The organism is Kineosporia sp. A_224 (genome assembly GCF_002198655.1).
Lineage (GTDB): Bacteria > Actinomycetota > Actinomycetes > Actinomycetales > Kineosporiaceae > R-H-3.
The window spans coordinates 1-14,314 of sequence record NZ_MWLN01000061.1 but is presented as its reverse complement, the minus strand read 5'-3'; the positions used below and the strand labels follow the sequence as shown (position 1 = coordinate 14,314).

Annotated in this window: 15 protein-coding genes; 6 read left to right on the top strand and 9 right to left on the bottom strand. The window is 74.9% G+C overall.

Annotation, left to right across the window (positions count from 1 at the left end; translation table 11 throughout):
- Window positions 1-46 precede the first annotated feature (46 nt).
- On the bottom strand, window positions 47-1,375 hold the full coding sequence (locus EDJALFJO_RS05060; RefSeq protein ID WP_088282850.1) for an alpha-glucosidase/alpha-galactosidase: 1,329 nt from the start codon (window positions 1,373-1,375) through the stop codon (window positions 47-49).
- Between the two features lie 135 nt (window positions 1,376-1,510).
- Between EDJALFJO_RS05060 and EDJALFJO_RS05055 the strand changes: the two genes are divergently transcribed.
- From EDJALFJO_RS05055 to fmdA, 4 genes are all read left to right on the top strand, one after another.
- The gene (locus EDJALFJO_RS05055; protein WP_088282848.1) at window positions 1,511-2,293 is read left to right on the top strand and encodes a DeoR/GlpR family DNA-binding transcription regulator; all 783 of its coding nucleotides are present in this window, start codon (window positions 1,511-1,513) and stop codon (window positions 2,291-2,293) included.
- Between the two features lie 351 nt (window positions 2,294-2,644).
- A complete protein-coding gene (locus EDJALFJO_RS05050) occupies window positions 2,645-2,938 on the top strand; it encodes an FmdB family zinc ribbon protein (RefSeq protein ID WP_088282846.1) in 294 nt (97 codons plus the stop codon).
- Between the two features lie 156 nt (window positions 2,939-3,094).
- Window positions 3,095-3,724: an AmiS/UreI family transporter gene (locus tag EDJALFJO_RS05045; RefSeq protein WP_088282844.1), complete on the top strand. Its 630-nt coding sequence runs from the start codon at window positions 3,095-3,097 to the stop codon at window positions 3,722-3,724.
- Window positions 3,725-3,787: 63 nt separating this feature from the next.
- Window positions 3,788-5,041 (top strand): formamidase, encoded by a 1,254-nt coding sequence (gene fmdA, locus EDJALFJO_RS05040; RefSeq protein WP_088282842.1) that lies wholly within the window; start codon window positions 3,788-3,790, stop codon window positions 5,039-5,041.
- Window positions 5,042-5,590: 549 nt separating this feature from the next.
- Here the strand turns inward: fmdA and EDJALFJO_RS05035 are convergent.
- Complete coding sequence (locus EDJALFJO_RS05035; protein WP_088282840.1) at window positions 5,591-6,463, bottom strand: hypothetical protein; 873 nt, start codon at window positions 6,461-6,463, stop codon at window positions 5,591-5,593.
- 164 nt (window positions 6,464-6,627) lie between these two features.
- On the opposite strand from EDJALFJO_RS05035, the gene EDJALFJO_RS05030 reads away from it, so the two are divergent.
- Complete coding sequence (locus tag EDJALFJO_RS05030) at window positions 6,628-6,966, top strand: hypothetical protein (RefSeq protein WP_143448300.1); 339 nt, start codon at window positions 6,628-6,630, stop codon at window positions 6,964-6,966.
- A gap of 6 nt (window positions 6,967-6,972) precedes the next feature.
- Here the strand turns inward: EDJALFJO_RS05030 and EDJALFJO_RS05025 are convergent, their stop codons facing one another.
- The 6 genes from EDJALFJO_RS05025 to EDJALFJO_RS05000 form a co-directional block, all read right to left on the bottom strand.
- Window positions 6,973-7,929 (bottom strand): cation diffusion facilitator family transporter, encoded by a 957-nt coding sequence (locus EDJALFJO_RS05025; RefSeq protein ID WP_088282836.1) that lies wholly within the window; start codon window positions 7,927-7,929, stop codon window positions 6,973-6,975.
- Window positions 7,930-7,971: 42 nt separating this feature from the next.
- Window positions 7,972-9,132: an SIS domain-containing protein gene (locus tag EDJALFJO_RS05020; protein WP_088282834.1), complete on the bottom strand. Its 1,161-nt coding sequence runs from the start codon at window positions 9,130-9,132 to the stop codon at window positions 7,972-7,974.
- A gap of 10 nt (window positions 9,133-9,142) precedes the next feature.
- Window positions 9,143-9,325, bottom strand: a complete 183-nt coding sequence (locus EDJALFJO_RS05015) for a Trm112 family protein (RefSeq protein WP_088282833.1) — start codon at window positions 9,323-9,325, stop codon at window positions 9,143-9,145.
- 96 nt (window positions 9,326-9,421) lie between these two features.
- Entirely contained in the window at window positions 9,422-10,864 is a 1,443-nt protein-coding gene (locus EDJALFJO_RS05010) for a phosphomannomutase/phosphoglucomutase (protein WP_088282831.1), read from the bottom strand.
- Between the two features lie 69 nt (window positions 10,865-10,933).
- The gene (locus EDJALFJO_RS05005; RefSeq protein WP_088282829.1) at window positions 10,934-11,236 is read right to left on the bottom strand and encodes a hypothetical protein; all 303 of its coding nucleotides are present in this window, start codon (window positions 11,234-11,236) and stop codon (window positions 10,934-10,936) included.
- A gap of 307 nt (window positions 11,237-11,543) precedes the next feature.
- Window positions 11,544-11,915, bottom strand: coding sequence for a DUF3499 domain-containing protein (locus tag EDJALFJO_RS05000; protein ID WP_088282827.1), 372 nt, complete (start codon window positions 11,913-11,915; stop codon window positions 11,544-11,546).
- A 162-nt stretch (window positions 11,916-12,077) separates the two neighbouring features.
- Between EDJALFJO_RS05000 and EDJALFJO_RS04995 the strand changes: the two genes are divergently transcribed.
- Complete coding sequence (locus EDJALFJO_RS04995; RefSeq protein ID WP_088282825.1) at window positions 12,078-12,572, top strand: metallopeptidase family protein; 495 nt, start codon at window positions 12,078-12,080, stop codon at window positions 12,570-12,572.
- A 57-nt stretch (window positions 12,573-12,629) separates the two neighbouring features.
- On the opposite strand, the gene EDJALFJO_RS34025 is transcribed toward EDJALFJO_RS04995, so the two are convergent.
- Window positions 12,630-14,314 (bottom strand): DUF5719 family protein (locus EDJALFJO_RS34025; RefSeq protein WP_088282823.1); only part of this gene is annotated, 1,685 nt, incomplete at its 5' end.

Sequence of the window (14,314 nt, the reverse complement as noted above, 5' to 3'; positions counted from 1 at the left end):
CCTCCCACCGCCCCGCCCGAACGAGAAGCAAGAAGAGCAGGCCCGACTACGGCCCCAGCGGCAGCGGCTCGCGAAGTGCCTCGGGGAGCAGCGAGCCGTGGGCCGCGACGAGGTCGTCGCACAAGGACCAGATCTGGTCGACCGTCAAGGAGGCCGCTGCGTTCGGGTCGAGCATGGCGGCGTGCCGGATGGCGCGCGGGTCGCCGTCGAGGGCGGCGCGGGCGGCGAGCTCGACGGGGCCGAGGAAGGCGCGGTTCAGGGCGGCGCACTGGGCCGGCAGGGGCGCGACCTGGACGGGCCGGACGCCGGCGGCGTCGACGAGGCACGGGACCTCGACGCCGAGGTTCGCGGGGAGGTTCGGGATGAGGCCGGTGTTCGCGACGTTGCCGACGATGGTGCGCGGGGTGCCGGTGACCATCGAGTGGATGACCTGCGGGGCGTACTCGGTGGTGTCGGAGAGCTCGAGGTCGGTGCCGGCGGCGAGGATGGCGCGGGTGGCGGCGTACTCGGCGAGGTTGTCCTCGCTGATCCGGACGTAGGCGCCGACGTCGAGGCGGAGGCGCTCGACCTCGGAGTCGTGGCGCAGGTACCAGGGGACGTACTCGCTGGAGTGCTCGCTCGTCTCGGTCGGGTAGTAGCCGAGGCGGCGGTACATGTCGACGCGGACCCGGCGGCGCAGCTCGGGGTCGGCGGCGATGGCGGCGTCGAGGCGGGGGTAGAGGCTCTCGCCCTCGTGCTCCCAGCGCAGGAGCCACGCCTGGTGGTTGACGCCCGCGGAGGTGTAGGTGACCTCCTCGGGCGGGACGCCGAGGATCTCGCAGAGGCCGACGACGGTCCAGTAGACCGAGTGGCACAGGCCCACGAATGTGAGGTTCGGTGCCCGCTCGGCGAGGTAGGTGACGTTCATGGCCATCGGGTTCGTGTAGTTGAGGAGCCAGGCGTCGGGGCAGACCCGCTCCATGTCGGCGGCGAGCCCGTCGAGGAGGACGGCGGTGCGCAGGTGCCGGAAGACACCGCCGATGCCGATGGTGTCGGCGATGGTCTGGCGCAGGCCGTGGCGGGCGGGGACGTCGAAGTCGGTGCGGGTCGCGTCGATGCCGCCGACCTGGGCCATGTTGACGACGAAGTCGGCGCCGTCGAGGGCGGCGCCCCGGTCGAGGTGGGCCGTCACCGTGGGCTTCGCGCCGACCTGGGCGGCGACCCGGTGGGCCATGGCCTCGGCGGTCGCGAGCCGCTCGGGGTCGATGTCGTGGAGGGCGACGGTGAGGCCCGCGAGCTCGGGGAAGCGCAGGAGGTCGGCGAGGAGGTCCTTGGTGAAGACGACGCTCCCGGCACCGACGAAGGCGACACGGGGGCGCGCGGCAGGGGTCGGCATGCGCGGCAGTCAACGCCTGCGGGCGCCGGGCGAGCAAGAGATGGCGGCCAAATGCGCACTGTTCGTGCGCGTTTGCGTCCGGACCTCGCCGTATTCGGGGCGCAGCGCGCAGTCCGGCCGTGTCAGGATTCGACCATGACGACCCGGTCGACCCGGCGCAGCGAGCGGATGTCGGCGATCCTCGGGCGGCTCACGGACTCCGGGTCCGTGCACGTCGGCGAGCTCGCCCGGTCGCTCGGCGTCTCCGAGGCGACCCTGCGCCGCGACCTCGCGCTGCTCGAGGAGCAGCGCCTGCTGACCCGGACCCACGGCGGGGCGCTCGCGCAGGACGTCGCGTACGAGCTGCCGGTGCGCTACCGGGACGGCCGGCACCGGGACGCCAAACGCGCGATCGCGCGGGCCGCCGTCCGGGGGCTGCCGTCGGGACCGCACGTCGTGAGCCTCACGGGCGGGACGACGACGAGCGAGGTGGCCCGGCGGCTGTCCGACCGCACCGACCTGACGATCGTCACGAACGCCCTGAACATCGCGATGGACCTCGTGCTGCGCCCCCGGGTCAAGCTCATCGTCGTCGGCGGCGTCTCCCGGCCGCAGTCCTACGAGCTCGTCGGGCCGTGGGCCGAGGAGGTGCTGTCCGGGATCAACATCGGGACGGCGTTCGTCGGGGTCGACGGCGTGAGCGTCGCCGGCGGGCTGACGACCCACGACGAGACGGAGGCCCGGACGAACCGGGCGATGATCGCCCGCGCCCAGCGGGTCGTCGTGGTCGCCGACAGCACGAAGGTCGGTCGGGTCACCCTGGCCCGGATGGCCGATCTCGACCGGGTCGACGAGCTCGTCACGGACGGCGCCGCCGACGCCGCGGAGCTCGACGCGCTGCGGGCCGCGGGGGTCCGGGTGACGGTCGCACCGCTCTGACGCCCCGCCGTGTGCCCACCGTGGCGCACCCGGTCGGGACGCGACCCGGCGCCCGCGCGCTCCTGCACCCCCGGCCGGCGGTCGACCTACCGCCCGTGCCCACGGCGCACGCTCGGGCCGTGCGTCCGCGCGGTGCCCACGACCCGTGCCCGCCGCGGCCGCCGGAATACCCCGGCCGGGCGCAGGAGAATCTCCGGGAATGACCTGGCGAATTGCGTGCCCACAATTCCTGGAATGCTTTCTCCTTGCGGCCGGGACGCATTTTACGCGGGCTCTCGACCGGTATTGACGCGCCCTTTGAGACCTGTCCAAGATTTGCGTCAGCACCCCCGACGGCGAGGCAGGTGAGCGATGGCGACCTACGCGTACCGCTGCACGACGGACGGCCCGTTCGACCTCGTCGCGGCGATGGGGACGGCGCCGCAGACCGGCACCTGCCCGCGCTGCGCGGCGCCGGCCCGACGGGTGTGGACCGCACCCAGGCTCTCCACGGCCGACCCGCGGCGGATGGCCCTCATCGACTCGACGAAGGCGACCGCGGAGCGGCCCGAGGTCGTGACGGCGCTGCCGCCCGGCCGGGTCGACCGCCGGGGATCCGTTGCGATCCAACGGAACCCGGCCCTGGCCAAGCTGCCGCGCCCCTAGCCGCACCGACCCGCTCCCCCGCGCGACGCCGTCCGGCGCCCGCCCGATCCGTCATGCCCGGCGACCGCCGCACCCTGTGCGGCGGCACCGCCGGTGCCGCCGCGCGCCGCCGGCGCGTGGTCCGCGAACCAGGTCAGTGAAGGAGGTGCAAGGCCCGTGGGCAGTGTCGGGCTCCTGTACGTCGGAGCGGTGCTCTTCATCAACGGAGCGATGCTCCTGGGCTGGGTGGAATCCCGCTCGGCCGCCCCGATGAACATCTTCGTCGGGATTCTCCAGGTCGTGACGCCGACCGTTCTCATCGTGCAGTCCGGTGGTGACCCGGACGTCATTCTCGGGGCCTCCGGGCTCTACCTCTTCGGGTTCACGTACCTGTACGTGGCGTTCAACCTGCTCATGGGCCTGGACGGCAGCGGCCTCGGCTGGTTCTCCGCGTTCGTCGCGGTGTGCGCGGTCGTGTACTCGTACCTGTCGTTCACCCGGTCCGACGACCCGGCGTTCGGGGTCATCTGGCTCTACTGGGCCTTCCTCTGGGCGCTGTTCTTCCTCCTGCTGGGCCGGGGCCGGGACGACCTCGCGCGCTTCACCGGCGGGGTGGCCGCCGTCCAGGGCTGGGTCACCGGGGCGCTGCCGGCGTTCCTGCTGCTCACCGGCAACTGGGGCACGAACGGCTCCGCGTGGGCCGTCGGGCTCGCCGTCTTCGGGGTCGTCGTCTTCGGCCTGCTGTACGCCCGGCTCCGCGGGGCCCCCGCGCCGTCGTCCGCTCCCCCGGTGCCCGCCGCCGCCTGACCGTCCCGTCGTCCCGTCGTCCGCCCGCACCACCATCCCCTGCGATGAACGAAGGAGTTCGTCATGCCCGAGGTCGTCTTCCCGCTCGACTCCACGAAGAGCTTCACCGACCAGCAGATCGTCGGTCACAACCGCTGGCACCCGGACGTCCCCGCCCAGGTGCACGTGCGGCCCGGCGACAGCTTCCGGGTGCACTGCCGGGAGTGGTTCGACGGGGCGATCCACAACGACGACAACGCGGACGACATCCGGGACGCCCCGCTCGCCGGCGTCCACGTGCTCTCCGGGCCGATCGCCGTCGAGGGCGCCGAGCCGGGCGACCTGCTCATCGTCGACATCCTCGACGTGGGCCCGATCCCGCAGGAGGACTCCGGCCCGCTCGCCGGCCAGGGCTGGGGCTACACCGGCGTCTTCGCGACCCAGAACGGCGGCGGGTTCCTCACCGAGCAGTTCCCGGACGCGTACAAGGTGATCTGGGACTTCACCGGCGGCGTCGCGACGTCCCGGCACGTGCCGCACGTCGCGTTCACCGGCATCGTCCACCCCGGGCTCATGGGCACGGCGCCGTCCGCCGCCCTGCTCGCGAAGTGGAACGCCCGCGAGCAGGCGCTCATCGACACGAACCCGACCCGGGTGCCGCCGCTCGCACTGCCGCCGCTGCCCGACAGCGCGATCCTCGGGAGCCTGTCCGGCGACGCCTTCACCCGCGCCGCCGCAGAGGCCGCACGGACGGCGCCGCCGCGCGAGAACGGCGGCAACCAGGACATCAAGAACCTCACGAAGGGAACGCGGGTCTTCTACCCCGTCTTCGTCTCGGGGGCGAACCTGTCGATGGGCGACCTGCACTTCTCCCAGGGCGACGGCGAGATCACCTTCTGCGGCGCCATCGAGATGGGCGGGTTCATGGACCTGCGCGTCGAGGTCATCAAGGGCGGCATGGCGACCTACGGCGTGAGCGAGAACGCGATCTTCATGCCCGGCAACGTCGACCCGCAGTACAGCCAGTGGATCGCGTTCTCCGGCACGTCCGTCACGCTGGACGGCGAGCAGCGCTACCTCGACTCGCACCTGTCGTACCAGCGGGCCTGCCTGCACGCGATCGACTACCTGACGACGTTCGGGTACAGCGCGATCCAGGCGTACATGATCCTCGGCGCCGCACCGATCGAGGGCCGGCTGTCGGGCGTCGTCGACATCCCGAACTCGTGCTCGACGGTGTACATCCCGACGGCGATCTTCGACTTCCCGGTCGCGCCGTCGTCCGCCGGGCCGGTGCGGATCGACCCCGGCATGGGGGTGCCGATGTCGAGCTTCTGACGTCCCACCCGCCGGGCGGCCCGAGGCCGTACCGCCCGGCGCACCCGGGCCCGACGCCGTCCACCGGCGCCGGGCCCGCGGTGCGTCGGGCGACGGACGGGAAGGTCATGCCAGGGCCCGCGCCGTCGGGCGGGGCCGCGGGGTGTCGTGGGGGCGGGGGCTTTGCTCTGCCCTCAGAAGTGCGGGGTGTCGTCCGCCCGGACCGGCGCTTGCTCTGCCCTCAGGAGCGAGCCAGGACGCGAGCCGGCACCGGGCGCGGCACAGGTTCGTCGTCACTGGCCGACACCCCGGGCGCCGTCCGAGGTGTCGCAGAGCAACGACGAACCTGTGGCGCGCCGGACCACCGACTGAGCCGGCATCGTCCACCTGGGGCTCGGGATCACCACAACGCAACCAGAACAGCCGTTCGCGGGCCCTTGTGTCGCCGGAAGGCTGGTTACGGTTGCGTTGTGGTCGGCGGCACCGGGCCACTGACTCGCTGGTGATGGCAGAGCAAGCGGTGACTCGGGTTCCGACGCCTCACGTTCCGGGGACTCAGAGGCCGGTGCCTCAGATGAGCGTCACGTCGAGGACGCGGGGCGGGGCGCCGACGCCGCAGGCCTCGAAGAGGTCGCACTGGGCAGGGGTCGGCTCGGACACGGCGGTCATGGAGCCGTACGGGCCTGTGAGCGCGACGGCCGCGATCCGGGCGAGGTCGCCGCGGACGACGACCCAGGGCAGGCCCGTGCGGTGCTCGACGGTCGCGACGAGGGACGCCGCGAGCCAGGCGACGACCCGGGTGCCGAAGGCGACGCGCTCGGCGGTCGAGCGGAAGGCCTCGACGGCCGCGGGCGGGCGCGGGCGGCCGGGGCAGACCGCGCCGAGGCGCAGATCGAGGTCGGTCGCGGCGACGAGGGCGGCCACGGCGGGGATCTCGCCGGGCGTCACCGACTCGAGCCCCGGGACGAGGACGCACCGCCGGACCCACTCGTGGAGCGACGTCACGGCGTCCGGCTCGACGGCCCGGACGGCGGCGCAGGCGAACGCGACGCGCTCGGCGTCCGAGGTCCAGCGGCGGGGGTCGGCGCCCGCGGCCAGGGCGCTGTCGACCCCGAGCGCCTTCCAGAGCCCGTCGAGGAGCCAGACGGCGCCGAGCGGCCGGACGTCGACGACCCGTAGGGCCCCGAACGCGCCGTCCACCTGCGGCGAGCCGCCCGCCGCCGCCTGCGGGGACGGCGCCGGGGCCGGCTCGTCGTCGCCGGTCCACCGGCGGATCGACGCGACGAGGCGGCGCAGACCGTCGAGGTCGAGGTGCTCCTCGCGGCCGAGGTTGACCAGGACCTGGGCCTGGGTCACGCCGTTGACACGCCGGTTGTGCGCGAGCTGGACGTAGCGCACGACGGTGCCGTCGCCGGCGCGCCTCGTCGTCGTCCGCAGGTACATGACACCAAAGCATCACGGATCTGGCATCCGTGTCACTGGCCTGGCAGGCCGAATCTGTCGGACGACAGGTGCTGACCTGTCGCTTGACAGGTGCCTCGATCACCCGGCGACAGCCTGTGGATAACTCCTGCGCGAGGGGAACGGTCGTGGCACGCTTCGGGGCCATGACCCACCTTGACGATCTCCGGGCCGAGTTCGAGGCCTTTCGTGAGGAGACCCGGGCGGCGCTCGGGATGCGCGCCTCGATCGACGTGGACCAGGACTCTGCGCGCCGTGCGACAGCCACGACGGTCCGCACCCTGGATGCGCTCGCCTGCGCCGCGACTGAACGCCTCGACATCCATGCGGGACTTCTCCGTGACCTCGCCTGCGCGGTCGGGCTTCTCCCGGGCAGCACCGCAGGCGCGGGCAACGACCTGGCTGCACTCAGGGCCGAGGTCGCCGAGGTGAGGTCGGGTCAGGCAGCGATCCTGCGCATCCTCGAGGAGCGGCTGCCGGGCTGAGCGGGATCAGCCCGCGACCGCGGCCTCCGAGGAGGAGGCCGGCGCACCCTGGGTCCGGTCGATGTCCGGCTCGAGGTAGATGACGCGGGCGATCGGCACCGCTGCCCGGACCCGCTTCTCGGCGGCGTCGATGGCCTCGGCGACGTCCTGGGCGCTGTCGGTCGCGCTGACGGCGATCTTCGCGGCGACGAGGAGCTCCTCGGGGCCGAGGTGCAGGGTCTTCATGTGGATGACCCGGGCGACGCCGGGGCCGACGAGGGCCTTCTCGATGGAGGCGACGTCGTCCTTCGTCGCGGCCTCGCCGATGAGCAGCGAGTTCATCTCGACGGCGAGGACGGCGGCGACGGAGACGAGCAGCAGGCCGATGAGGGCCGTGCCCACGGCGTCCCAGTGGCCGTCGTCCGTCGCGATCGTCAGGCCGACGCCGAGCAGCGCGAAGACGAGGCCGAGGAGCGCGGCGAGGTCCTCGAGGAGGACGACGGGCAGCTCGGGCGACTTCGACGTCCGGACGAACTCGACCCAGGTCCGCCGACCGCGGGTGCGGTTCGACTCCTGGATCGCTGTCCGGAACGAGTACGACTCCAGACCGATCGCGACGACGAGGACACCGATCGCGACCCAGCCCTCGTTGCCGTCGAAGCCGTGCGGGTCCTCCCACTTGTGCCACGCCTCGTAGAGCGCGAAGAGACCACCGACGGAGAACAGCACGATCGAGACGATGAACGCGTAGACGTACCGCTGCCTGCCGTAGCCGAACGGATGCTCGGGGGTCGCCTCCCGGGAGGCCCGCCTGCCGCCGACGAGGAGCAGCACCTGGTTGCCGGAGTCGGCGAGCGAGTGGATCGACTCGGCGAGCATCGAGCTGGACCGGGTGATGAGGAACGCGACGAACTTGGAGACGGCGATCCCCAGGTTCGCCAGCAGCGCGGCGATGATCGCCTTCGTTCCGCCCTCGGTGGACATACGTGCTTTCTCCTCAGACGTGGCAGGTGCGGGGGACGGCCGTCAGCGGGTGCGGTCGCGCAGGTCCGCGACGTGCGGGGACGTCAGCGGGTCCAGGCCCGAGGCGAGCGCGAGGTAGACCGACGCGAAGTCGGTGAGCGCGACGAGGTCGGCGAACCGCTCGATCGGGTGCCCGGGGTTCGCGCTCGCCTCGCTGACCTTGACGCCCGCCTCCTCGGCGGTGATCCGGACGGCGTCCGCGGTGCGGCTCGTCTCGAGCCACGCGCCGTCCGGGCGCTCGACGCTCGGCTCCGCGTCGCGCAGGAAGAGCAGACGCAGCCGCGGGCCGGTCGGGGCGTCGAACGGGTCGGCGAACAGGTCGCCGGGCTTGGCGGCGAACGGGCCGCCGAAGGTCGCGACGACGTCGCCCGCGTCGTCCGGGAGCGCCCCGCGCATCGCGGGCACCCGCGCCGTCCGGGCGAGCATCGCGACCGCGCGGCTCGCGGCGACCCCGGTGACGTCGCCGTCGCCGAGGACGACGGGCACGCAGTCCGCGAGGTCGAGGGCGAGGCTCTTCGCCGGGTTGACGAAGGCGTCGGACGACGGCCGGAAGGTCGTCGCGTGCTCGTCGAGCCGGTCGGCGACCCGGGCGAGCAGCGTCGGCGAGACGTCGGTCAGCCCGATCGCGTGCCCTGCCGCCAGCACCGGGGTGAGCAGCGACCACAGCGCCATCCGGGACGCCCGGCCGGCCGTCGTCGCGGCCGGGGCCACGGGCACGTGGACGCCGTTCGTGCGGATCGCGACCTCGGCGAGCGGCGAGCCCGCCGTGCCGACGGTGAGCAGTCGGGCGCCGCGGCGGGCCGCCTCGGCGGCCAGCCCCAGCGGGCCGGGGGCCCGGCCGGACATCGACACCGCGACGACGAGGTCGAGCGGGCCGACCCAGCCCGGCAGGGGCATGCCGCGCCGCACCGAGACCTGCACCGGCGAGCCGCTGCCGGCGAGCATCGTCAGGACGTCGCCGACGACGGCGGAGCCGCCGAGGCTCGCGACGACCACGGCCCGCGGGCGGCCGTCCCGCGTGAGCCGGTCGACGCCGGCCTCCTCCGCGGCACGCACCGCCGCGCGCACCTGGGCGCCGGCGCTCGCGAGCGCGCGCAGCGACCCGGACGGGTCGGCCTGGGCCAGGGCGTCAGGGTCGTCGAGGAGCTGCTCGTCCAGTGCCACGGGTGCCACCTCAGGAGAAGGAGCGGGCCTCGTCGACGAGCAGCACCGGGATGCCGTCGTCGACGCGGTAGGCCAGGGAGCACGCCGTGCACTGCAGCTCGGGTGTGCCCTCCGGGCCGGAGCCGTCGCGCAGGACCCCGCTGCAGGCGGGGCAGCGCAGGATCTCGCGCAGCCAGGGTTCGATCGTGCTCACGGGGACATCCTGTCGTATGCGACCGCGCGGCGCGCCCAGGGGCCGAACGCAGCGGCGTGCCGTCGGCCACGCCGGGCCCGGAGCGGGCCCGGCGCCTCAGCCCTGGCGGACGATCCCGAGCACCTCGTCGCGCAGCGCCGCCATCGTCGGGGTGTCGACGGCCTCGGCGTTGAGCCGCAGCAGCGGCTCGGTGTTGCTCGGGCGCAGGTTGAACCACCACATCGGTGCGCCCGCGTGCGTCACCGTGAGCCCGTCGAGCCGGTCGACCTCGACGCCGTCGCGGCTGCCGAAGGCCGCCTCGACCCGGGCCGCCGCGGCGACCACGTCGTCCACCCGGGAGTTGATCTCCCCGCTGGCGACGTAGCGCTCGTAGTCGGCGCCGAGGACGGACAGCGGCCCGTCCTGCTCGCCGAGGGCGGCGAGCACGTGCATCGCCGCGAGCATGCCGGTGTCGGCGAACCAGAAGTCGCGGAAGTAGTAGTGCGCCGAGTGCTCGCCGCCGAAGACGGCGTCGGCAGCGGCCATCTCGGCCTTGATGAACGAGTGGCCGACCCTGGTGCGGATCCCCTTGCCGCCGGACTCGGCGATGATCTCCGGCACGGCGTGCGAAGTGATGAGGTTGTGGATGACCGTGGCCTCGCGGCCGGCGGCGCGCTCCTTGCCGATCTCGCGGCGCGCGACGAGCGCGGTGACCGCGCTCGGGCTGACCGGGTCACCGCGCTCGTCGATGACGAAGCAGCGGTCGGCGTCCCCGTCGAAGGCCAGGCCGATGTCCGCCCCGACCTCGACGACCTTGGCCTGCAGGTCGCGCAGGTTCGCCGGCTCGAGCGGGTTCGCCTCGTGGTTGGGGAAGGTGCCGTCGAGCTCGAAGTACAGCGGGACGATCTCCAGCGGCAGCGCGGGCAGCCCGGCCGCCTCGCCGAGGACGGCGGGCGTCGTCAGCCCGCCCATCCCGTTGCCGGCGTCGACGACGACCTTGAGCGGGCGGCTGCCCGACAGGTCGACGAGGCCGCGCAGGTGCTCGGCGTAGCCGCGGAGCATGTCCGCCTCGTGGACGGCGCCCGGCGTGCGCGCGGCGGCCTCGTCGGCGGCGGCGCGGGCGGCGTCCGGGTCGTTGAGCAGGGCCTCGGCCCGCTCCCGGACGGCGCGCAGGCCGGTGTCCTGGCTGACCGGCCGGGCGCCCGCACGGCACAGCTTGATGCCGTTGTAGGCGGCCGGGTTGTGGCTGGCGGTGAACATGGCGCCGGGGGCGTCGAGCGCCCCGCTGGCGTAGTAGAGCCCGTCGGTGCTGGCGAGCCCGATGAGCGTCACGTCGACGCCGCAGCTCGCCAGACCGTCGGCGAAGGCCCGCGACAGCTCCGGCGAGGAGGGCCGCATGTCGTGCCCGACGACGGCCTTCGGGCGCTCCCCGGTGGTTTCGGCGAGGACGACGACCTCGGCGAACGCGACCCCCAGGGCCTGGGTCACCTCGGCGTCGAGATCCGGGCCCACGAGGCCCCTGACGTCATAGGCCTTGACGACGTTCTCCAGGCTGCGCACGTCCCGAGCCTATCGACGCGGCGCCGTCACGCCGCCCGGAAGGCGCGGACTGGGACGCCGGCGACGAGGTCAGCTCTTGCGGGTGCGCTCGATGACCGTGTCGACGGAGAGCTCGCCGCCGCCGTTCTCCCACGTGCGGTGCTCGCAGCGGTGGCAGGAGGTGAACTCGACCGGGGTGCCGTCGGTGAGGCTCATCGACAGCCGCGTCACGTGCGGGCTGCCGCAGCCGCGGCAGGCGGCGGTGACCCGGTGGTCGCGCTGGGTCAGGCTGCCCAGGGGGGCCTCGATGACCTGGGTGCGACCACGACGGCGGATCCGCGGGGCGGTGTCGAGAGCGGTGCGCGGGCTGGGGATCCGAGGGGTTGCGGCCACGGGGAGGTCCTCCGGTCACGGTTGGTGCACGTTGCGCGAGGCCGCCCGCCCGGGGCGGCTCTCGTCGTCCGACGGGTTCTTCTCGGCATCACCCGTCCGGAGGTTTAGCGGGCCGCGTGTCGCCCCCCGCCGGGCGTGTCGGGTGACGGCGTTCGGCCGGGTGGCTGACGGGCGGGCCGCTGTGACGTCACGCGACGGAGCCACCCGTCCGGCGGCGTGACCCGGACGGCACGCGTGCGCCCGGGTGACGCGGCGGGGCCTGCGGTGACGCTGCGGGACGGGGCAGGGTGACGCGCTGCGGCGGACGTCAGCGCGCGGGGTCGCGGAGCACGCGCAGGTGCCCGCGACGGCCGACCTCGAGCGCCGCCGACTCGCCGCGGCCGACGGCCGGGTCGGCCTCGGGACGCGGCCGGGCGGCCTCGCGGACGGCGTCCGCGAGGGCGACGAGGTCGTCGTGCGAGGGGCCGGCGGCCTCGTGCTCGGGGGCCAGCCGGACGACCTCCCAGCCGCGCGGGGCCGTGAGCCGGTCCGCGTGGTCGGCGCACAGGTCGTAGCAGTGCGGCTCGGCGTAGGTCGCGAGCGGGCCGAGGACGGCGGTGGAGTCGGAGTAGACGTACGTCAGCGTCGCCACAGCCGGACGGCCGCAAGCCGTCTTCGAACAGCGCCGCACTCCAGCCACGGCGTGAGGTTACCCCGCTGCGCACCGGCGCCGTCCACGAAACGCCGTCCCTGGTCGTCGGGGTCGCCGTCCTGTCGCCGTCCTGTCGTCGTCCGGTCGCCGTCCGGTGCGTCGCCCGACGTCCCGTGCGGTGCCGGGCCGGCGGCTGCGTACGCTGGCGGCATGCCGCGCAGGCCCACTCCCCCGACGGGACCGCTCGCCCCCCGGGCGACCCTCCCGTCGGCGTGGCCGGCCCCGCGCGGCCGCCGCCGGGACCGGCACGGCCGCGGCGTCCGCGGGCCGCTCGTGCCGCCTGACCTGCCCGCCTGGCGGACCCGCGGGGAGATCTTCGACGACCACGTCCTGGACTCCGTGGAACGCCTCGAACGGCGCTGGGCGACCGAGCTCGAGGGCGTCGAGTTCGCGGTCGAGGACGTCCCGCCGAGCGACCCGGCCCCGTGGGAGCACGGCGAGGTCCCCCTCGGGCGGTTCTTCCCCTCCCAGGGGGCGCTGGCGCCGCGCGTCGTCGTCTACCGGCGCCCGGTCGAGACCCGGGCCCCGGACGGCCGCGACGTCGCCGCGCTCGTCCACGAGGTCGTCGTCGAGCAGGTCGCGCACCTGCTCGACCTCACGCCCGAGCAGGTCGACCCGCGGTACGGCGAGGACCTCGGGGACTGATCCCGGACCGACCCCCTTCGGAGCGGGCTACCGCAGGCCGGTCGCCCGCGGAGCGGGCTACCGCAGACCGGTCCGGTCGTCCTCGACGACGCTGCGGGCGTCCTCCGGGGCGACGATCCCGCCGGTGCGGACGGCGGCCGCGGCCACGAGCGGGCCGGTGCGGTCCGAGGCGGTGAGCACGATCGCCGGATAGACGGCCCCGCTCAGGGTGCGGAAGACCGCGCCGCCGACCTCCGCCGGGATCTCCACCGTGGCCGTCGTGCCGGCCGCGAGGTCGACCGTGCGGGCCTTGAGCGGGGACCCGTCGCGGGCGACCGGGACGACGACGACGCGGGCGGCGTCGACCGCGCCCAGCGCGAGCCGGGTCGTGACGCCCGCGCCCTCCGGGGTGGAGACCGCCGACGTCCCGTCGACCGCGGACGCCGACGCGACCCAGGCGAGGTCGCCGGTGGCGACGTCCCCGGGCAGGACGTCGGGGACGCCGTCCGCACCGCCCGACGTGCTGCCCTCCGCCGACGCCCGGCCGAGCAGGCCGGCGGCGACGACGGGCACGTCGGCCTCGACGACGGCCGTGTAGAGCCCTGCCTTCACGCCGGTGACGGGCAGGTCGGCGACGGTGCCGGCAGGCACGGTCCGGACGGCGCGCGGCAGGTCGACCGGACCGTCGGGGCCGAGCAGCCGGACCCGGACGATGGCGTCCGAGGTGCCGGGGACGGCGACCCGGACGGCGACCGCACCGGGCGCCGTCGGGTCCTCGGGCAGGTCTTCCGCCTGGTCCCCGGCGACGTCGATGCCCGGCACGACCTGGCGCTTCGAGGGCGCCCGGGAGCCGGTGACGCCGTCCGTGCCGCCCGGGGACAGGCCGCGGACGACCTCGTCGTGGAGCGTGGCCGCGACCCGGCCGCTGCGGGTCGTGACGTGGACGGCGAGCGCCTCCAGGCCGGGGGCGACGGCGTCGAGGAGCACGCTCACCTGGCCGCCCGCGGGGACGACGAGCTCCTGGGTGGACGGGGTCGGGACCCGGCCGTCGGGGCCGAGGACGGCGACCCCGACGACGGCCGGCGCGGGTGCCGGGTTGGCGAGCAGCAGGCGGGCGCGGCGGCCGTCCTGGGTGCCGCCGCCGACGAGCCACGAGGACGTCGACGCGACGCCGCAGGAGACGGCGGACAGGCCGCGCAGGTCACCGGTCGAGGCGAGCGTCACCTGGGTCGCGGCCACGACCGGGGCGGAGCCGGCGGCGCGGTCGGCGTCCACCCGCAGCGGGAGGGCGGTGGCGGCCTTCGTCGTCGCGAGGGCCACGGTGCGGCGGACGACGCCCGCCCCCTTCGCCGCGGCGAACCGGGTGCCGGCCGCCGTCCCGTCGGCGTCCGCCGCGTCGTCCGACGCGCGGGTCATCGTCGAGAGCCGGGCCGAGGCCGTGCCACCCACGGACACCGCGCCGTCGGCGCCGACGAGGCCTGCCGGGACGACGAGCGCACCGACGACGGTCGGCCCCGGTGCGGCGACGGCGCGGCCGCCCTCGGGGGCCTGCAGCGGCTCGGGCCCGGGGCAGACCGGGACGGCGGCGGACGCCGTGACGGGCAGGACCTGCGCCGCGGGAGCGGCTGTGGTCGCCGGTTGCCAGCGCTGGACGGCCTCGAGCGCGGCGGCGCCCAGGCCGACGACGGCGACGAGCGCGAGGACCCGCGGGACCGCGCGCAGGGCCCCGTGACGGGGCGCCGGGCGGGGCGGGCGCCCCGTCA

Bases quoted from the DNA above. Each gene is read 5' to 3' on its own strand.
- EDJALFJO_RS05025 (WP_088282836.1), bottom strand. From the start codon at position 7,929: ATGTCCACCGAGGGCGGAACGAAGGCGATCATCGCCGCGCTGCTGGCG.
- fmdA (WP_088282842.1), top strand. From the start codon at position 3,788: ATGCCCGAGGTCGTCTTCCCGCTCGACTCCACGAAGAGCTTCACCGAC.
- EDJALFJO_RS05060 (WP_088282850.1), bottom strand. From the start codon at position 1,375: ATGCCGACCCCTGCCGCGCGCCCCCGTGTCGCCTTCGTCGGTGCCGGG.
- EDJALFJO_RS05035 (WP_088282840.1), bottom strand. From the start codon at position 6,463: ATGTACCTGCGGACGACGACGAGGCGCGCCGGCGACGGCACCGTCGTG.
- EDJALFJO_RS05050 (WP_088282846.1), top strand. From the start codon at position 2,645: ATGGCGACCTACGCGTACCGCTGCACGACGGACGGCCCGTTCGACCTC.
- EDJALFJO_RS05055 (WP_088282848.1), top strand. From the start codon at position 1,511: ATGACGACCCGGTCGACCCGGCGCAGCGAGCGGATGTCGGCGATCCTC.
- EDJALFJO_RS04995 (WP_088282825.1), top strand. From the start codon at position 12,078: ATGCCGCGCAGGCCCACTCCCCCGACGGGACCGCTCGCCCCCCGGGCG.
- EDJALFJO_RS05030 (WP_143448300.1), top strand. From the start codon at position 6,628: ATGACCCACCTTGACGATCTCCGGGCCGAGTTCGAGGCCTTTCGTGAG.